Raw genomic sequence first — 17054 nt, 5'->3', positions numbered from 1 at the left:
CACGTGGGAGAACTTTGAGGTGATGACGATGACGATGACGACTAGGCGGGTGACGGCGTGAGTCGACCCATCATCGCGATGCCGGCGCGGTTCTCCGCGTCCGCGTCAGCTCTGCGCTACGGCGCAGATGTCATGGCGCGCGCGCTCATGGACGCCGTCTGGGCGGCGGGGGGCGAGCCGGTCGTCATCCACCCCGTTGCCCCGATCGCCGAGCCGATGACCGCTGGGGGTGATGACGGCACCGAGCGCGGGGCTCCCGACGAACTCGTCGACCCAACGCGTGGATTCGCCGGTATTCCAGACACGTTCGTCGACCGGGTCGCCGAACGCGTGGCCTTCGCCGATGGCATCCTCCTGCCCGGTGGTGGCGACATCTCGCCCGTCTGGACAGGCGAAGCGATGCACGACACTCACTACGACGTCGACGTCGAACAGGACGCGTTCGACTTCGCACTCGCGCGCGTCATCGTCGAGCAGGCCGTGCCGGCGCTCGCGATCTGTCGTGGCATGCAGTTGCTCAACGTGGCCTTGGGGGGCACGTTGCACTTCGACATGGACGACGAGCTCGGCGTGTCGGCGCACCGTCATCGCGTCGAGGACGTCGAGCTCGACCCGTCGTCTCGCCTCGCGCAGGTGCTCGGCGGGTCGAGCGTCAAGGCCAGCTGCTACCACCACCAGTGCCTACGGGACGTCGCGCCCGGCTGGCGGGTCGTCGCGCGTGCCGATGACGGGACGACGGAAGCCGTCGAACTCGACCCGACGACCGACGCTGTGGCGGCAAGCACCTCGGCGAGCGATCGCGAGTCAGGCCTTGTGGGCGCGGGGGCCAGCATCGTCGCGGTGCAATGGCACCCGGAGGACACCTTCGACACCGATGCGCAGCAACTGCGATTGTTCAGCGACCTCGTCGAACGCGCCCGTCACGCCTGAGCGCGACGCACTTTCGACGCCGACGTGCAACAACTGCGGCTGCTCAGCGATCTCGTCGAGCGCGCTCGTCACGTCGAGCGCGCTCGTCACGCCTGAGCCCACGCACACTGACCCCGGTTCTTCACGCTGTGTTTCCGAGGACGTGAGCCAAGAGCCAGGCGCCGAAGGGGCCGTCGGCGTCTCGCGTTCACCTCGGCCCGGGGGGCAGTTCACCTAGGCACAAGTGCACCCGGGTGCATTTGCGCAGAGTCTGAGTGCGGAGCCACTCACTCGCCTCGGGCGTACTTCAGATGGGGCGTGGCGGCCGGGCCCTGCTCACGCGGGCCCGCCGGCGGAACGCCAGGCGCCGAGGGGCTGTGCGGGGTAGTCCATGAGTTCCGTCGTCTCGTCGATGACGACGAAGCCGCGTCGCTCGTAGTTTCGCAGCGCCGCCGGGCCGTCGAGGCTGCACGTGTGAACCCAGACGCGTTGCGTCGCCGGCGCCTCATGACGTTCGGCGAGCGTCCAGGCTGCGTCGATGCCATGGGCTAGCAGCGTGCGGCCGAGGCCCCGTCCGATGGCGGTCTTGACGAGTCCGAAGTAGCGAATCTCGACGCTTGCTCGACCACGCGCCTCCGCCGCGCCGACGGGTGTCGGCTGGATCTGCACGTAGCCCGCCGGTTCGCCGCCGACGTACGCGACGTAGGTCTCGGTGCCGGTGACGCCGAGGTCGGCGAGCCACTGCTCGCGCGTCCATCCGAGGCGGTCGGTCCACGTCCACGGCCCGCCGACGACGGCGTAGAGGTAGCGGGCAAACTCGGGGCTCGGGTTCGGCACCAGGTCGATCCGAACGTCCTCAGGACGGCTCGCCATGTCGTCATGCGGGCCGGATGCGACGTCGGGGGCGTCGGCCGTCGGGGTGCTGATGCAGTGGCCACGCGGCGTGGTGTGCGGGCGCTCGGGCATCTCGAGCGTCCACGTGGTGACGGGGCGCAACGGCATGGTTCTCCTCGATCGGGCGGGTTGACTGGTAGGCGTCACATCATCGGCCATGCTGCGCCGGGCGGGCCTCGGGTGGACGTCAGGCGGACGTGTCGGCGCCGAGGCCTTCGGCCGTCGTCACGACCTTGCGGAGTGCCTTCGTCAGGACGGTGAGTTCGTCGGGCGTCAGGTCGGCGACGAGTTGCTGTTCGCCGGAGTTGAACTGGGGGAACAGCTCCTCCATGAGCGTCATACCGGCGGGCGTCAGTGACAGGTGCGCGAACCGCTTGTCACTCGACGACTGGGTGCGCTTGAGCCATCCCCGGGCTGAGAGGGTCTTGACGACGCCCGACAGCGTCGCCTTGCTGATGCCGGCGCTCTCGGCGACCTCGCGCGTCTCGGGTTCGCCGTAGATCCACACGCTCCACAGCACGACGAAACCCGTCCACGACAGCTCGTGCGGACGCAGGACGGTGTTCGTCATGTGGTTGCGCGATGCGTTCGCCGCGCGGTGGATGCTGCTGACGGCGTGCATGGCGGCAACATCGATCTTCGCGTCGGCCAGCTTGCTGGAGGCCAGGGTCTCGGTCTCGAGCAGCGTGTGATGACTCGGCATCAGCCCACATTATCTTTCGGATCCGAACAGACGTGGATGACGTCCACCGTGCCCCCGGCCGCGCGAGGTTCTCTCACATCAGATCGGAGCGAATGAGGAAGCGTTTGCCCTCGGGCGCCTCGAGGGAGAAGCCTCCGCCGCGTCCGTCGATGGCGTCGACGGTGAGGTGAGTGTGCTTCCACGTCTCGAACTGTTCCCGGCTCATCCAGAACTCCAACTCGGCATCGTCGCCTGCCACGTCCGGGAGCGTGAACGTGCCGAGCAGGACGTCGGCCTGACCCGTGCGGAACTGTCCTGCCGGGTAACACATCGGGGTCGACCCGTCACAGCACCCGCCGGACTGGTGGAACATGAGACGACCGTGCTCGGCCACGAGCTGGTGCAGCAGAGCGACGGCGTCCGGCGTCAGGGCGACCCGGCTGACGGTCTCTCCGGCCACACCGGCTCGTGACTCGAGGTTCATCACTTGTCCTCGCGCTCCGTCGTGTAGTCGATGACGACGCGCCCGTCGATCTTGCCGTGGTGCATCTCGTCGAACACCGCGTTGATGTCGTCGAGGTTCCGCTTGCTGAACGTCGGGTGGATGAGGCCTCGGGCGTAGAAGTCGAGCGCCTCGACCATGTCCTGCCGGGTGCCGACGATCGATCCGCGGATCGTCAGGCCCTTGAGGACGACGTCGAAGATCGGCGCCGGGAAATCACCCGGAGGAAGACCGTTGAACACGATGGTTCCCCCGCGACGCGCCATGCCGATGGCCTGGCCGAACGCCTTGGGGTGCACCGCCGTGACGAGGACGCCGTGGGCGCCACCGCCTGTGGCGTCGAGGACGGCCTGCGTCGGGTCCTCGACCGCGGCGTTCACCGTGACCTCCGCGCCGTGCTTCTTCGCGAGCTCCAACTTGTCGTCGGCGACGTCCACGGCGACGATCCGCATGCCCATGGCCTTGGCGTACTGGACGGCGATGTGCCCCAGCCCGCCGATGCCGGAGATGACGACCCACTGCCCGGGGCGCACCTCCGTCACCTTCAGACCCTTGTACACGGTGACGCCGGCGCACAGCACGGGAGCGATCTCGTGGGGGTCCGCGCCCTCGGGGATGCGAGCGGCGAACGTGGCGTCGACGAGCATGTACTGCCCGAACGAGCCGTTGACGCTGTACCCGCCGTTGGTCTGCTCCTCGCACAGCGTCTCCCAGCCGTTGCGGCAGTGTTCACACGTGCCGCACGCGGAGGCGAGCCAGGCGTTGCCCACCATGTCGCCGACGGCGAGTTCGGTGACGCCCTCGCCGAGTTTCTCGACGACGCCGACTCCCTCGTGGCCGGGGATGAACGGCGGTTCGGGCTTGACCGGCCAGTCACCGTCCTTGGCGTGCAGGTCGGTGTGGCACACACCCGATGCGATCAGCTTGACGAGCGCTTGACCCGGCCCGGGTTCCGGCAGTTCCACATCCTTGACGTTCAGGTCTTCGCCGAAGACGTCCACGACTGCAGCTTGCATGGTGCTCATGACTCTTCCCTTCGTGTGGTTGCGATCTGATCCGTGATGCGGGTCGGCTCAGAAGAAGCCGAGCTTGTTCTCCGAGTAGGAGACGAGGAGGTTCTTCGTCTGCTGGTAGTGGTCGAGCATCATGAGGTGGTTCTCCCGCCCGATGCCGGAGCTCTTGTAGCCGCCGAACGCGGCGTGGGCCGGGTAGTTGTGGTAGTTGTTCACCCACACGCGGCCCGCCTGGATGTCGCGGCCCGCGCGGTAGGCGGTGTTGCCGTTGCGGGACCACACACCGGCGCCGAGGCCGTAGAGGGTGTCGTTCGCGATCTTCAGTGCCTCGTCGTACGTGCCGAACTTCGCCACGGACACGACCGGCCCGAAGATCTCCTCCTGGAAGATCCGCATGTTGTTCGTGCCCTCGAAGATGGTCGGCTCGACGTAGAAGCCGCCGCCCAGATCGCCGTCCAACTCGGCCTGCCGACCACCGGTGAGCACCTTCGCGCCTTCCTTCTGGCCGATGTCGAGGTAGGACAGGATCTTCTGCAACTGGTCGTTGGAGGCCTGCGCACCGATCATCGTCGAGTCGTCGAGCGGGTTACCGGCCTTGATCTTCTTCGTGCGCTCGACGACGTCGGCCATGAACTGCTCGTAGATCGACTCCTGGACGAGCGCGCGTGACGGGCAGGTGCACACCTCGCCCTGGTTGAGAGCGAAGAGGGTGAAGCCCTCCTGCGCCTTGTCGTAGAACGCGTCGTCGGCCTGCGCGATGTCCTCGAAGAAGATGTTGGGGCTCTTGCCGCCGAGCTCGAGCGTCACCGGGATGAGGTTCTCCGAGGCGTACTGCATGATGAGGCGGCCGGTCGTCGTCTCACCCGTGAACGCGATCTTGCGGATGCGCTTGTTCGACGCGAGCGGCGCGCCGGCCTCGACGCCGAACCCGTTGACGACGTTGACGACTCCTGCGGGGAGGAGGTCCTCGATCAGTTCGATGAGCACCATGATCGACGCGGGCGTCTGCTCGGCGGGCTTGAGGACGACGCAGTTGCCGGCCGCCAGCGCCGGCGCGAGCTTCCACACGGCCATGAGGATGGGGAAGTTCCACGGGATGATCTGCCCGACGACGCCGAGCGGCTCGTGGAAGTGGTAAGCGACGGTGTCCTCGTCGATCTGCGAGAGGCTGCCTTCCTGCGCGCGGATGGCACCGGCGAAGTAGCGGAAGTGGTCGATCGCGAGGGGGATGTCGGCGTTGAGCGTCTCGCGCACCGGCTTGCCGTTGTCCCACGTCTCCGCGACGGCGATCTTCTCGAGGTTCTCCTCCATCCGGTCGGCGATCCGGTTGAGGATGAGTGCCCGCTCCGCGGGCGAGGTCTTGTTCCACGTCGGTGCCGCCGCCCATGCCGCGTCGAGGGCGGCCTCGATGTCCTCGGCGGTGCCGCGGCCCACCTCGCAGAACGTCTTGCCGGTGACCGGGGTGGGGTTCTCGAAGTACTGCCCCTTCTTCGGCGCGACCCATTCGCCGCCGATGAAGTGCTCGTAGCGCTTCTTGAACTCGACCTTGGAGCCCTCGGTTCCCGGGTTGGCGTAGACCGTCATCGCAGCTTCCTTTCCCTGAGCCCGCGGGTGTGACGCGGGGTTGCGTGATGTGCGTCACGTTACGAAGGGCTGCGTTGCATCAACGTTGCACTGCCCGTGCAACGCGCTCTGCGGGCGTCAGTTCGCCTGGCGCAGGCGAGTGTCGAGCTGTTCGAGATGCGTGAGAACGATGGCCCGCTGTGGCGCGCGCGGTGGCAGGACGGTGAGTGCCATGTGCCACGACTCGACGTCATCGGCGGCCTCGGGCAGGTCGAGGTAGCGCAGAAGGGTCTCGGGAGTGGCGTCACTGAGCATCGCTTCGCGTAGCGACCCGGACGTCGAACGCAGCAGGTCGACGACGGGCTCCGCCTCGCTGCGCGTCAGCGAGGCTCCGCGATACAGCTCGAGGGCTTCGTCGTGCTCGCCGCGACGCAGATGCTCCGTGACCTGGACGGCGTCGATGAGCAGTGGCCCCGTGAGGCGGTAGGGGCGGCTTTCGAGGTTCGGCGCGCCGGGAATCGTGTCGAGCCGTCGACGAAGCCGCAGCAACTCGCCGCGGATGGTGGCGGGCGGCGTGCCGTCCGGGTAGACGAGGGCCCCGATCTCGTCGGCGCTGAGGCCTTGGGGTTCGAGCGCGAGTGTCGCGAGGAGTTCGGCGTGGCGGTCGGTGAGTGCGTGGGTGGCCGTACCCGTTTCGATGCAGGGGCGGCCGTGGTGGACGAGACGCAGCCGCGCGCTCGTGTGCGGTGGAGGGGCGACCGGCACCCCGGCGAGGCGAAGTTCACGAGCGGCCGCGGCCGCGGTGGCCTGCACGAGTGCGAGGGTGCGCCGGTCTGCCGCAGCGTCACCTCCCGTCACGTCGAGAGCGCCGAGCACCTCGCCGGTGACGGGGTCGACGAGCGGCGCCGCGGAGCAGCTGAACGGGTGGACGTCCGGGCGCGTGTGCTCCTCGCGATGGATCGAGACCGCCTCGCCGCGGGCCACAGCTCGGCCCGGCGCGTTCGTGCCGACCTGCGCCTCCGACCAGTTCGCCCCCGCGGTGAAGCCGATGCTCTCGGCGCGGCTGCGGGCGCGGGAGTCTCCGTCGACGTAGTGCAGGCGTGCCTCGCGGTCCGCGATGGCGATGACGAGACCCTCGTCGCGTGCCGTCGCGCTCAACAGCGAACTGACGAGGGGGATCGCGTCGGCGAGCCGAGCGTGGACGCAGCCGGGGCCGCACCCGCAGGCGCAACCCTGTGGACGGGATTTGTGCCGCATCCCTTCCCCTCTCGTAGTGACCCAAATCACACTACACCCGTCCGGGGTGGGGTGGGTCGGCGGCGTGACGCTGCGTGCCGTGTGTCCACGAACTCATCTGCGACGCAGGCTGCCGCCCTTCGCGGCCGCCTGGCTCACACGAGACGTTCGAGCGTCTCGCCGCCGTTCCAGACGACGCCGATCTGCCGGTAGTAGCCGCCGATGATCTCGTCGACCTCCAGGGCGGCGAGTTCCTCCGTGGGCGATTCGAACAGGCGCAGGTCGACGTCACCCTTCCACGCCTGGCCACCCTCGAACTCCGACGCGCCCGAGGAGATCAGCTCGCTGTAGGCGTCACCCGTAGCGCCGCGCGCGATGTCGGGGTAGATGCGGTGGTGGGCCATCGGGTGGCCGTTGACGAAGCCGCTCGTCTCGGACGGTTCGCGCAGCGTCAGCACCGCCTCGGCGAGGCGACGGTCGCCCGCCGCGAGCGTCGCGCCGAACATTCCGCCCTCCGCGATCTGCGGCGCGCCCTGGCTGAAGGGGTGCGGGCGCGTCTGCCACATCGAGCCGAGCTTCTTCGGGTAGCCCTGGTGCAGGCCGCGGCCGATGGCGAAGTCCTTGTCGACCCAGATGTAGACGCAGCGGCTGAACGTGCGGCCCTCGTAGGAGCAGCGCACGACGACGAACGCCTCCTTGTACTGCGCGCGCACCGGGTCGAGCAGCTCCTCGCGCGACGAGCTGCACGACTGCCAGTCGGCCCAGATGAGCGCGACGGCGCCCGGGTCCTCGTCGGCGAGCTCCAGCGGTTCGGGCAGCAGTTCGCGTACGCGCTCGGGGTTCGTGCGGTACTCGACGGTGAGCAGGTCGCCCGAGTAGTACCACGGCGGTGACGGGATGATGCCCGACGTGCCGCCGACGGTGCGCGGGTAGAAGAAACCCTTGAGTTCGGGGGATTCGCTCATGGCAGAGCCCTTTCGGTATCGGCGCGTGTGCGCGCGGCGAGGGCGTCGAAGTTCCTTCGCCGTAAATCGTTCGTATCCGTACGACACGCGCTAGGCTATCCGATCATGAGGGTTTGTGTGGCGTGAGTCACACGGTATGTTCGGACCCGAACGAAACGTGCGCACCCCGACCCGGCAACCGTCGAGGTTCGCTCACAACGGCGTGAGAGGCGACGAGGCATGACGAACTCAGGGAGCAAGTCGAGCGAGCCGGGGGCCGTGGCCGAGGCCATGGCGAAGTGTCGGGCGGAGGGCATCGACGTCATCCGCCTCGGCTACTCCGACATCATCGGCACCGACCGCAGCAAGGACCTGCTCGTCAACCGCTTCGAACGCACGACGGGGCACGGCGTTGCGTTCTGCCGCAGCGTGTACGGCACGACGCCGATGGGCGACGTCGTCGACATCGAGGGTGGGCTCGCCGCCGGCCTGCCGGACATCGTCGCGCGCCCCGACATCGAGACGCTGACGCGCGTGCCGTGGGAGCCGGGCGTCGCACACGTCATCGCCGACGTCTTCAACCCCGACGGCTCGCCGTCAGCCGAGAGCCCGCGCTACGTGCTGAAGAACGTCATCGAGAAGTTCTCCTCGATCGCCGGCACGCCGATCTGCGGGCCCGAGCTCGAGTTCTACGTGCTGCAGGAGGACGAGAACTCCGATTCCGGCTGGTCGCGCTACGGCGAGATGAGCGGCAACGTCTACGTCAGCGGCCTGCGTGGTGACCCGGAGAACGTGTTGCTGCAGACGCTGCGTCAGCTCGGCGAGTACGACATCGAGGTCGTCGCCGCGAACCACGAGTTCTCGAGCGGGCAGTTCGAGATCAACCTGTGGCACTCCGACGCGATGGACGCCTCCGACCGCGCGTTCCGCTTCAAGGCCGCCGTCAAGGAGATGGCGCGGGCGCGCGGCAAGCTCGCGACGTTCATGGCGAAGCCGTTCAACGACGAGGGTGGTTCCGGTTTCCACCTGCACTTCTCGACGCAGGACGCCGACGGCAACCACCTGTTCGACGACCCGAACGGCGAGCACGGCCTGTCGAAGGTCGCGCACCACGCGATCGGCGGCATCCTCAAGCATGCGCCGGCGCTGACGGCGCTCGCAAACCCGACGATCAACTCGTACAAGCGGTTCGGGCCCGACACGCTCGCGCCGTGGCTCATCGACTGGGGTCTCGACAACCGCAGCGCGATGGTGCGCATCCCGCCGGAGCGCGGCTCCGCATCGCGTCTCGAACTGCGCCTCGGCGACGCGTCGGCCAACCCGTACCTGCTGACGGCGGCGACGCTGGCCGCTGCCTACCTCGGCATCCGTGACGAGATCGACCCCGGCGAGCCGCTCGTCGGCTACGGCTACGACCCGGAACGTTCGCCGATGCTGCCGTCGTCGCTGTGCGCCGCACTCGACGCGCTCGAGGCGGACACCGAGATGCGTGAGGTGCTCGGCGAGCAGTTCGTCGCGACGTTCCTCGCCTACAAGCGCAACGAGATCGAGCGCTTCAACAGCTTCATCACCGACTGGGAGTTCCGCGAGTACACCTACCACCTGTGATCGCGCCCGCGGCCAGGCGCTTCGCGCACCCTTCCCGATTTTCCTGCTGAACGAGGAGAGACGACATGACCATCATCGACCAGGGCGCAGCTCCCAAGGCCGACGCCGCGTTCGACGTCGCCGACGTCGACTTGTCCAACATCGACCGCTTCCGCGACAACGAGGGATGGGCGCAGTTCGACGCGTTGCGTCACGCCGACCCGGTGCACTGGACCCAGGAGAGCGACGGCAAGGGCTTCTGGGCCGTCACGAAGTACGACGACATCTGGGCCGTCGACAAGGATTCCGAGACGTTCACGTCGGAGCAGTTCGTCAACCTCGAGGACGTCGACGACGACCTCATGGATTTCCGCCGCTCCATCCTCGAGACGGACGGCGCCCGTCACGCCGCGCTGCGCAAGCTCATCCAGCGCGAGTTCTCGCCGCGCAACCTGCTGAAGAACTACGAGGCGTTCCTGCGCGAGCTGACGAAGAACACCGTCGACGAGGCGAAGAAGGCGTCGCCGAACGGCGAGTTCGACTTCGTCGAGAAGATCTCCGCGGACTTCCCGATCCAGGTGCTCGCGCGTCTGCTCGACGTGCCGCGTGAGCACACGGGCCAGCTCATCCAGTGGGGCAACGAGATGGTCGCGAACACCGACCCCGATTACACCGAGCACCTGCTCGACTCGCCCGAGTCGGAGAAGTACCGTCACCTGCCGTTCCGTTCGCCGACGGTTCAGGACGTGTGGGACTACGGCCGCGACCTGCGCGACAAGCGCGTCGGTGGCGACGGCAAGGACCTCGTCTCGATCCTCGCGAACAAGATGCCCGAGGACGGGGTTTCGCTCACCGACCAGGACTTCAACAACTACTTCTCGCTGCTCGTCATCGCCGGCAACGAGACGACGCGTCACGCGATCAGCCAGATCACGCTCGGCCTCATCGCGCAGCCCGATCAGTTCAAGGCGATGAAGGACGACCCGTCGCTCATCGAGTCGGGCCTCGAGGAGCTGCTGCGCTGGGCGTCGCCCGTCTACCACTTCCGTCGGACGGCGACGAAGGACGTCGAGCTCGGCGGCAAGCAGATCAAGGCCGGCGACAAGGTCGTCATGTGGTTCGCTTCCGGCAACCGCGACGAAGACGTCTTCCCCGAGCCGTACAAGATCGACGTGACGCGCAAGAACGTCGATCACATGACGTTCGGCAAGGGCTCACCGCACCTGTGCCTCGGCAACAACCTCGCGCGCCTCGAGATTCGTCTGCTGCTCGAGGAGCTGCTGCCGCGCATCGACTCGATCGAGCTTGCCGGCGACGTCAAGCGCGTGCGCTCGAACTTCGTCAACGGGGTGAAGAAGCTCCCGGTTCGTGTCCAGTGGGCCAACTGACGCGGCGAATGACGCACGGTGGCGGGTAACTCACGGGTTGGCGCGGAACTTCGCGCCTACCCGTGAGTTACCCGCCTTGCTGCGTGGGCAGCGGCGAACGCGATGTCGACGTGGTCGGTCGGTTCGCGCGGCCACCCGAAGCGTCAGTCCTCGACGATGACGAGCAGGCCCTTGTCGGCGATGACGGCGTCGAGGCTGACGCCTGTGAGGTCGCCGACCGCCTTCTTGAGCGTCTTCTCGGGGTCACCGTCGATGACGGACGTCGGCTCTCCCTCGACGGGCTCGCCGTCCTCGGCGGTGATCTGCGCGTCGTCGAGCGACAGCATGCGGCTCGACTCGCCGGCGTCGATGATGAGCAGCCACGTCTTCGAGCCGCCCGCGAAGACGGCGGTGACGGCTTCGTCGGCGATGTCTGGGATGAGGTCGGGCTGCAGCATCAGCTCGTAGCCGACGAGGACGACGGCGTCGCGCTCGTCGTTCGTGCGCGCTGTGAAGGCGCCGACGTAACCGGCCGGCAGGGCGTTCGAGATGGCTTCCTCACCCGTGACGTAGTCGGTCGTCGCGTCGAGGATGCCGCTGGGAAGCTCGTCGATCGTCATGCCGGGAAGGACGGCGAACGCCGTGTTCATAGCCATGCCCCCAGCCTACGGGGCGTGCGATAGAACGACATGACCCGGCGCGGGGTGATTCACCCTCCGCCCGAATCTTCGACTCGCTCGCATACGGCGTCTTGCCGTGGTGCCGGCACGCAGCGCGGGTGTCCCGCGCCGGGGTGCCATCGCGGGGTGCGCTGCGCGGCCTCAGGCCATGGCGCCGCGTGAGAAAATCGGTCGAACGGTGGCCACGAACCGCCCTACGATCGGGTATGGACACCAGCCCGGACCCTCTGCAGCGCCTGAGCAAGCACCTCGCGGCGCGCCGGCGTGACGACATCGAGGGGCGCCCGGTCGTCATCCTCGCACCCGTCCTGGCAAGCGCGACCCGTCACGTCGTGCAGGCCCGCGAGAACGGTGCCGCGCGCATCCTCGTGATCACGTGGGGCGACGGCACCGGCCCGCTGCCCGAGCCAGATCGGATCACGGTTCACCGCTTGGCGATGAGCCCGGTGCATGACGTGGTCGATGAGGTACGCGCCTGGCAGCACCTTCTGCGGGAGTCAGACGACGGGGTGGGCGCGGTGCTCGACGCGTTCGACCCCGAGGCGAGGGCTGTCGTCATCGTCGCGCTCGCTCTCGGCGCTGATTCGTTCTACGGGCGAGGCACCTACGGCGCGCGCAGCGAGACGCAGGAGCGGTTGGAAGACAAGACGCTCAGCCGCGAGCTGTGGGAGGCGGCAGGCGTCCCGCATGCGCCCGAAGAGGTCGTCCCAGCACGCCTCGACGAGGTGCGAGGGGCCGCCGCGCGTCTCGATCGCGGTGTCGGAACGGTCTGGTCGGCTGACGCGAGCGAGGGTCTCAACGGTGGCGCGGTGCTGGTGCGGCACGTCACGGACGACGGCGCGGCCGCATACGAAGCGCTCGCGCCCCATGCCGAGCGGCTGCGTCTCATGCCCTACCTCGAAGGTGTGCCCTGCTCCATCCACGGCCAGGTCGCTGACGACGGCGTCGCCGTCCTCCGGCCGGTGGAACTGGTGATGCTGCAGCCCCACGGCAGCGATCGCTTTCGTCAGGCGGGCATCTCTTCGTGGTGGGATCCGGCGCCGGCTGATCGCGATCAGATGCGCGCCACCGCCCGCGCCGTCGGCGAAGTGCTCGCGCGGCGCCATCACTACCGCGGCTCCTTCGGCATCGACGGCATCCTCACCGCTGAGGGTTTCATCCCCCATGAGCTCAATCCGCGTCACAGCGGCGGCATCTCAACGCTCGGCAAGGGTCTCGAGCGGTTCTCGTTGCTCGACACGCACCAGCACTTGCTCATCCACGGCACGCTGCCTCTGGCGGTGACGCAGTTCGAAGACCTCGTTGTCGAGGCGTGCGGCGCGGCGCGAATCGGCTCTGCCTACCTGGCGACGGAGGCCGTGCAGGCCGCAAAGACGACCACCGTCCATGTCTGCGGTCACCCGGGGCCCGACGCGCTCGTCACCGATGACGTGCGTGGCGCGCTCCAGGTCGTCGCCGACGAGGCCGGGGCGACGGGGCAGCTCGAGATCGGACCGGCGTCGATGGGCGCGCTCGTGCGTTTCACTCCCCTCGACATCGAGCAGGGTGAACGACTGGCCCCCTGGGCGCTCGCGGCCTATGAACTGGCTGACCGCCTTTGGGGCACCAAATATGGCGACCTCGTCGCTCAACCGCAGGTGCGCTGACGAAAGGCACTGTTCGTCCCGGCGGCGCGTACCTCGGGCGCACGGTCTCGAGGCGTCGGCCCGGGTGTTCGCGGCGGCTATCCAGGACGCAGGTGAGTCACGAAGTGCAGGGTGAGTCGCTTTCACATGACTCACCCGGCACTTCGTGACTCACCTGGCCGTACGCGCGTGTGACGGGCCCGGCGATGCGTCAGATGCCAGGCTCGGCGACCTCTTCGTCGGGCAGGGGAGCGTCGCGTTCGGCCGTGGCGGCCTGTCGGGCGAGGGCCTCGGCAGCCGCGTGGATCTGGTCGATGACGGGTTCGGTCTCGGGCTTCATCGTCACGCTGCGCAGGATGCGCGCGCCGACGAGGGGTTCGCCCTCCTGCGCCGACCCGGCGCTGCGCTCGTCGATGACGTGCCCGCGCGCGGCCATGTCGTCGGCGTCCACCTGGTACGTCGCGACGAACAGCGACTCGTCGCGTGGGGCGTTCATGCCGGCGGTGAGGATCGCGCCGGAGCGACGGTCGATGTCGGTGAGCGAGTCGCCGATCGGGAAGTAGCTGACGATGTCGAGGTCGGGCTCTTGATACAGCTCGAACACGTCGGACGCGCGCAACTTCTCGGCCCACGCAAGCGCAGCGCGACGCCCCGGCGCGACGACCTCACCCATGCCCTCACGCGTCAACGGCAGCAGCTGCAGCGTCATCCACAACGCGGCCGCCGACGCACCGGAGCGCGAGCACTCGAGCGAGATCTCGCCCATGTGGATGTCGTCGCCCGTCGTGAAGTACGTGTACGGCGAGGTGTGGTCGTAGAAGTTCGCGACGTTCGGATCCTTGAAGATCACCGCGCCGCAGCCGTACGGCTGAAGGCCGTGCTTGTGCGGGTCGATGACGACGGATTCGGCCTCGTCGATCGCGCGGAACGCCGCCGCCACCTCGGGCGCGAGCAGGGAGTCGTCGTCGGCGAGGAGGCGGAAGAACCCACCGTACGCGGCGTCGACGTGGACGCGGACGCCGTACTTGCGGCACAGCGGAATCGCCTTGTCGATCGGATCGACGGCGCCGAGCCCCGTCGTCCCGGCCGTCATGACGACGGTGCCGATGCCGCCGCCCTTGAGGAACCACTCGAGCGCGTCAAGATCCATGCGTCCGCGGCTGTCGGTCGGGATCGACACCGACGGCACGTTGAGCAGGTGGCTCATGCGCCCATGCGTGTAGTGCGCGTCAGCGCTGTGCGCGATCGCCTTGCGCGGATGCGTCTCCCGCGCCACGAACAGCGCCTCCAGGTTCGCGACGGTGCCCGAGGTCGTCAGGTGGCCGAGGTGGCAGAGTCGGTTCCCGTCACCACATTCCTCTGGCTCGTCTCGGCTGCTCGCTCCGGGCCTCGCGTCGCTCGTGTCCTCACTCGCAGTTCGACGAGCGGTGCACCCGAACATGCGCGCAATCTCATCGACCGCCTCGACCTCCATGCGCGTCGTCGCGGCGCCGGCGTCGAGGTCGTGGTTGTTGGGGTTGATGAGCATCGTCGTGAGATACCCGACGACGGCCGCCGGGTGCGGCGGCTTCAACATCTGCCCGACGTAGCGAGGGTGGAAGAACGGGTAGTTGACGCTCAGACGCGACGTCAGTTCGTCGAATGCCGCCTTGAACTGCGCGTGCTCGACGCTCTGCGCCGGATGCGGGGTGGAAGGGCCGTACTCGTTCATCCACTCCGTGATGAATCGCGTTGCCTCGCCGAGGTATTCGGTCAGCTGCGGCATCGCGTCGGCCGACAGCCCGGGCACGCCGGCAGCAGCTGTGGCGCCGTCAGGCGGGGTGATCGTCATGGTCGTCTCCGATGCTCGCGCGTGATGTCAGGCAGTGGTGCCCTGCACATTCTGTGACGTGGGCCACGTGAAATCGACGAGATGGGGCTAGGCTCCTCGATACCTGTTCTCACTCTCTGCCATGCCTTCTAGGCATGGCCTCATCGGAAGGTCGCCCGTCGTGGAGCTGCGAGTCCTGCGCTACTTCGTCGCGGTCGCCGACGCCGGATCGGTGACGGCGGGGTCCGCGGCGTCGCACGTCAGCCAGCCTGCGGTTTCGCGGCAGTTGCGGGCGCTCGAACGCGAGCTGGGGGTCGAGTTGCTCGTCCGTTCCGAGGGTGGGGTGCGGCTGACAGCGGCCGGGGCCGAACTGCTCGTGCTGGCCCGCGGCCTGCTCGAACAGGAGGCGACGCTCAAGCGCACTGCGGCGTTTCTCGCGTCCGGGAGGCTCACGTCGTTGACGATCGCCGCGCCGAGCACGACGCTCAGCGACGTCATCGCACCGTTCCTCGCGGCGGGCCCGGCGCGGGGTGCGTTGGCGCCGGAGGTCAACGTCGTCAGCCGCTCGACGAGTGAGGTCTTCGCGGCGCTCGGGGAGGGCGCGGACATCGTCGTCGCACCAGCCGTTCCGCCGCCGGAGGTGGCGTCGATGCTGATCGCCGAGTTGCCGGTGCGCGCGTACGTCGGCGCCCGGGGCGTGCTCGATGGTGAGGGCGCCGAGCGTGACCGCTCGGTGAGTCTCGAGGCGCTCGCACGCGTCGACCCGCTCGTCATGCTGCCGGGCCGACACCCCGTCAGCCAGGTGTTGACGCGCGCGTTCGCCGAGGCGGGCCTCGCGCCACAGCACGTGCAGGAGGTCGACTCGCCGGAAGCCGCCCAGGCGCTCGCGGCCTCGGGGCGCGGCGTCGCGGTGCTGACGAACGACACCCGGTTCGGGCTCATCCCGCGCCGCGTGCGTGACGCCAACGGCTCGGTGCTGACGATGCCGCTGCACGCCGCGTGGACGCCGACGCATCACGCCGTCGACGAGATCGCCGCCCTCGCCGCCGAGCTGCGTGACTTCTGTGCGCGGCTCTACCGCGACGACCTCACGTCCTGAAAGGCGCGTCCGCCTGATCGGGCGTGAACATCGCCCGAGAACGCGTCGACCGTGATGCGGATCCGGGCAACGTTGACGCCCGCGTCAGTCGAGGCTGTCGAAATGCTCCGCGCTCCAGCCGACCAGGGGGTCGAGGTCGTCTCTTACGTCGGTCTCTTCGAGAACTCGGGCGTCAGCCGGCGCCATGTGGCGCCGAACCTCGCGTTCGAATAGGTCAGCGCTCATCAGCTCGCGGCGACCTGCTCCAGGAACCCGTCGACGAGGACGCCGGCGCGGCGGCGTCCCTCGTCATCCCATTCCTTCGCGGCAGCGATCTCGGCGTCGGCGTCGCGCCCGAGGGAGGCGAGCATCTCGCGTCCGCCGTTGTCGCACCAGCCCGTCAGCATCTCGCTGGAGAGTTCGGGATGGAACTGCACGGCGAGGTTCTTGCGCAGCACGAAACCCTGCGACGCCATGTCGTTGCGCGCGAATTCGACGGCGTCCGGCGGCACCTGCCAGCGGTCGTAGTGCCAGGCGAACCACTTGCCACCGGGCACCATGTCCTCGCGTTCGCTGCTCACCTCGACGAACCCGATCTCCGGTTCGGGCGCGCGCCCGACCGAGCCGCCGTGCGTGCGCGCCAGAAGCTGCCCGCCGAAGCAGATGCCGAGGACGGGGACGCCCGCGGTGTCCGCGTCGCGCAGCAGCTGCATCTCGGGCGCCAACCATGAGCCGATCATCTCGTCGTCCCACGCCGACCAGTACGAGCCCATGACGACGAGCGCGTCGAACTCGCGCACGTCGGGAAACTCGACGTCGACGCCCGGGTTCTCGAAATCCTTCTCCGGCACGACCTGGAAGAGCGTCTCCTCGTAACCGCACTCGCGAAAGCGATCCGCGACGGCGCCGGGGGGCGAACAGTGGTCGTGCTGGACGATGAGGACACGCTTGGTCATGATGAACTCCTGGCGACGGCCCGCACGACGATCGAGGCGTCAGGCGGGGGCGATGGGGCGGCGTGCTCCCACGCTAGGCCAGATCGTTCGCCCCCGAAAGACTTTGCGGCGATGGAATGTTTCCTGGGTCACGCACCCGTCACGAACATGCGTAGACTGACAACTCGTTCGCACCCGAACAACATCGCGTCCTGCCTCGCCTCCCTGC

At 68.2% G+C, this 17054-nt stretch carries 15 protein-coding genes; 5 read left to right on the top strand and 10 right to left on the bottom strand.

The window, feature by feature from the left end; all coding sequences use genetic code 11:
- The first annotated feature begins 57 nt into the window (after positions 1-57).
- Positions 58-930 (top strand): gamma-glutamyl-gamma-aminobutyrate hydrolase family protein, encoded by an 873-nt coding sequence (locus tag AC1RS9_RS10235; RefSeq protein ID WP_074040940.1) that lies wholly within the window; start codon positions 58-60, stop codon positions 928-930.
- A 315-nt stretch (positions 931-1245) separates the two neighbouring features.
- On the opposite strand, the gene AC1RS9_RS10230 is transcribed toward AC1RS9_RS10235, so the two are convergent.
- The 7 genes from AC1RS9_RS10230 to AC1RS9_RS10200 all read right to left on the bottom strand — a co-directional run bounded on the left by AC1RS9_RS10230 (position 1246) and on the right by AC1RS9_RS10200 (position 7764).
- Positions 1246-1911, bottom strand: a complete 666-nt coding sequence (locus AC1RS9_RS10230) for a GNAT family N-acetyltransferase (protein WP_074040941.1) — start codon at positions 1909-1911, stop codon at positions 1246-1248.
- 79 nt (positions 1912-1990) lie between these two features.
- Entirely contained in the window at positions 1991-2506 is a 516-nt protein-coding gene (locus AC1RS9_RS10225; protein WP_074040942.1) for a MarR family winged helix-turn-helix transcriptional regulator, read from the bottom strand.
- A gap of 73 nt (positions 2507-2579) precedes the next feature.
- Entirely contained in the window at positions 2580-2969 is a 390-nt protein-coding gene (locus AC1RS9_RS10220; protein WP_006946990.1) for a DUF779 domain-containing protein, read from the bottom strand.
- On the bottom strand, positions 2969-4012 hold the full coding sequence (gene adhP, locus AC1RS9_RS10215) for an alcohol dehydrogenase AdhP (protein ID WP_006947064.1): 1044 nt from the start codon (positions 4010-4012) through the stop codon (positions 2969-2971). Before adhP ends, AC1RS9_RS10220 begins: the two co-directional genes overlap by 1 nt.
- A gap of 48 nt (positions 4013-4060) precedes the next feature.
- Entirely contained in the window at positions 4061-5584 is a 1524-nt protein-coding gene (gene adh / locus AC1RS9_RS10210) for an aldehyde dehydrogenase (protein ID WP_038566502.1), read from the bottom strand.
- Positions 5585-5701: 117 nt separating this feature from the next.
- Positions 5702-6820 (bottom strand): GAF domain-containing protein, encoded by a 1119-nt coding sequence (locus tag AC1RS9_RS10205; protein ID WP_083603982.1) that lies wholly within the window; start codon positions 6818-6820, stop codon positions 5702-5704.
- Between the two features lie 134 nt (positions 6821-6954).
- Positions 6955-7764 (bottom strand): acetoacetate decarboxylase family protein, encoded by an 810-nt coding sequence (locus AC1RS9_RS10200; RefSeq protein WP_074040943.1) that lies wholly within the window; start codon positions 7762-7764, stop codon positions 6955-6957.
- A gap of 219 nt (positions 7765-7983) precedes the next feature.
- Between AC1RS9_RS10200 and AC1RS9_RS10195 the strand changes: the two genes are divergently transcribed.
- Together AC1RS9_RS10195 and AC1RS9_RS10190 are read left to right on the top strand one after the other, a co-directional pair.
- Positions 7984-9351 (top strand): glutamine synthetase family protein, encoded by a 1368-nt coding sequence (locus AC1RS9_RS10195; protein ID WP_062256238.1) that lies wholly within the window; start codon positions 7984-7986, stop codon positions 9349-9351.
- A 65-nt stretch (positions 9352-9416) separates the two neighbouring features.
- On the top strand, positions 9417-10718 hold the full coding sequence (locus AC1RS9_RS10190) for a cytochrome P450 (protein WP_074040944.1): 1302 nt from the start codon (positions 9417-9419) through the stop codon (positions 10716-10718).
- 143 nt (positions 10719-10861) lie between these two features.
- On the opposite strand, the gene AC1RS9_RS10185 is transcribed toward AC1RS9_RS10190, so the two are convergent.
- On the bottom strand, positions 10862-11353 hold the full coding sequence (locus tag AC1RS9_RS10185) for a hypothetical protein (protein ID WP_131940319.1): 492 nt from the start codon (positions 11351-11353) through the stop codon (positions 10862-10864).
- A gap of 230 nt (positions 11354-11583) precedes the next feature.
- Here AC1RS9_RS10185 and AC1RS9_RS10180 point away from each other — a divergent pair, with 230 nt between their 5' ends.
- A complete protein-coding gene (locus tag AC1RS9_RS10180) occupies positions 11584-13023 on the top strand; it encodes an ATP-grasp domain-containing protein (RefSeq protein WP_074040945.1) in 1440 nt (479 codons plus the stop codon).
- 190 nt (positions 13024-13213) lie between these two features.
- Here AC1RS9_RS10180 and AC1RS9_RS10175 read toward each other — a convergent pair whose 3' ends face one another.
- Positions 13214-14833 carry a pyridoxal phosphate-dependent decarboxylase family protein gene (locus AC1RS9_RS10175; RefSeq protein WP_074040946.1) on the bottom strand — a complete coding sequence of 540 codons (1620 nt, stop codon included), beginning with the start codon at positions 14831-14833 and terminating at the stop codon, positions 13214-13216.
- A gap of 160 nt (positions 14834-14993) precedes the next feature.
- On the opposite strand from AC1RS9_RS10175, the gene AC1RS9_RS10170 reads away from it, so the two are divergent.
- Positions 14994-15911, top strand: a complete 918-nt coding sequence (locus AC1RS9_RS10170; protein WP_074040947.1) for a LysR family transcriptional regulator — start codon at positions 14994-14996, stop codon at positions 15909-15911.
- Between the two features lie 224 nt (positions 15912-16135).
- On the opposite strand, the gene AC1RS9_RS10165 is transcribed toward AC1RS9_RS10170, so the two are convergent.
- On the bottom strand, positions 16136-16846 hold the full coding sequence (locus AC1RS9_RS10165; RefSeq protein ID WP_074040948.1) for a type 1 glutamine amidotransferase: 711 nt from the start codon (positions 16844-16846) through the stop codon (positions 16136-16138).
- Between the last annotated feature and the right edge of the window lie 208 nt (positions 16847-17054).

It is taken from the genome of Dermacoccus sp. MPR-E5 (genome assembly GCF_058809565.1).
Note: the sequence above shows the minus strand (reverse complement) of the source record. Positions and strands in the feature narration are given on the sequence as shown.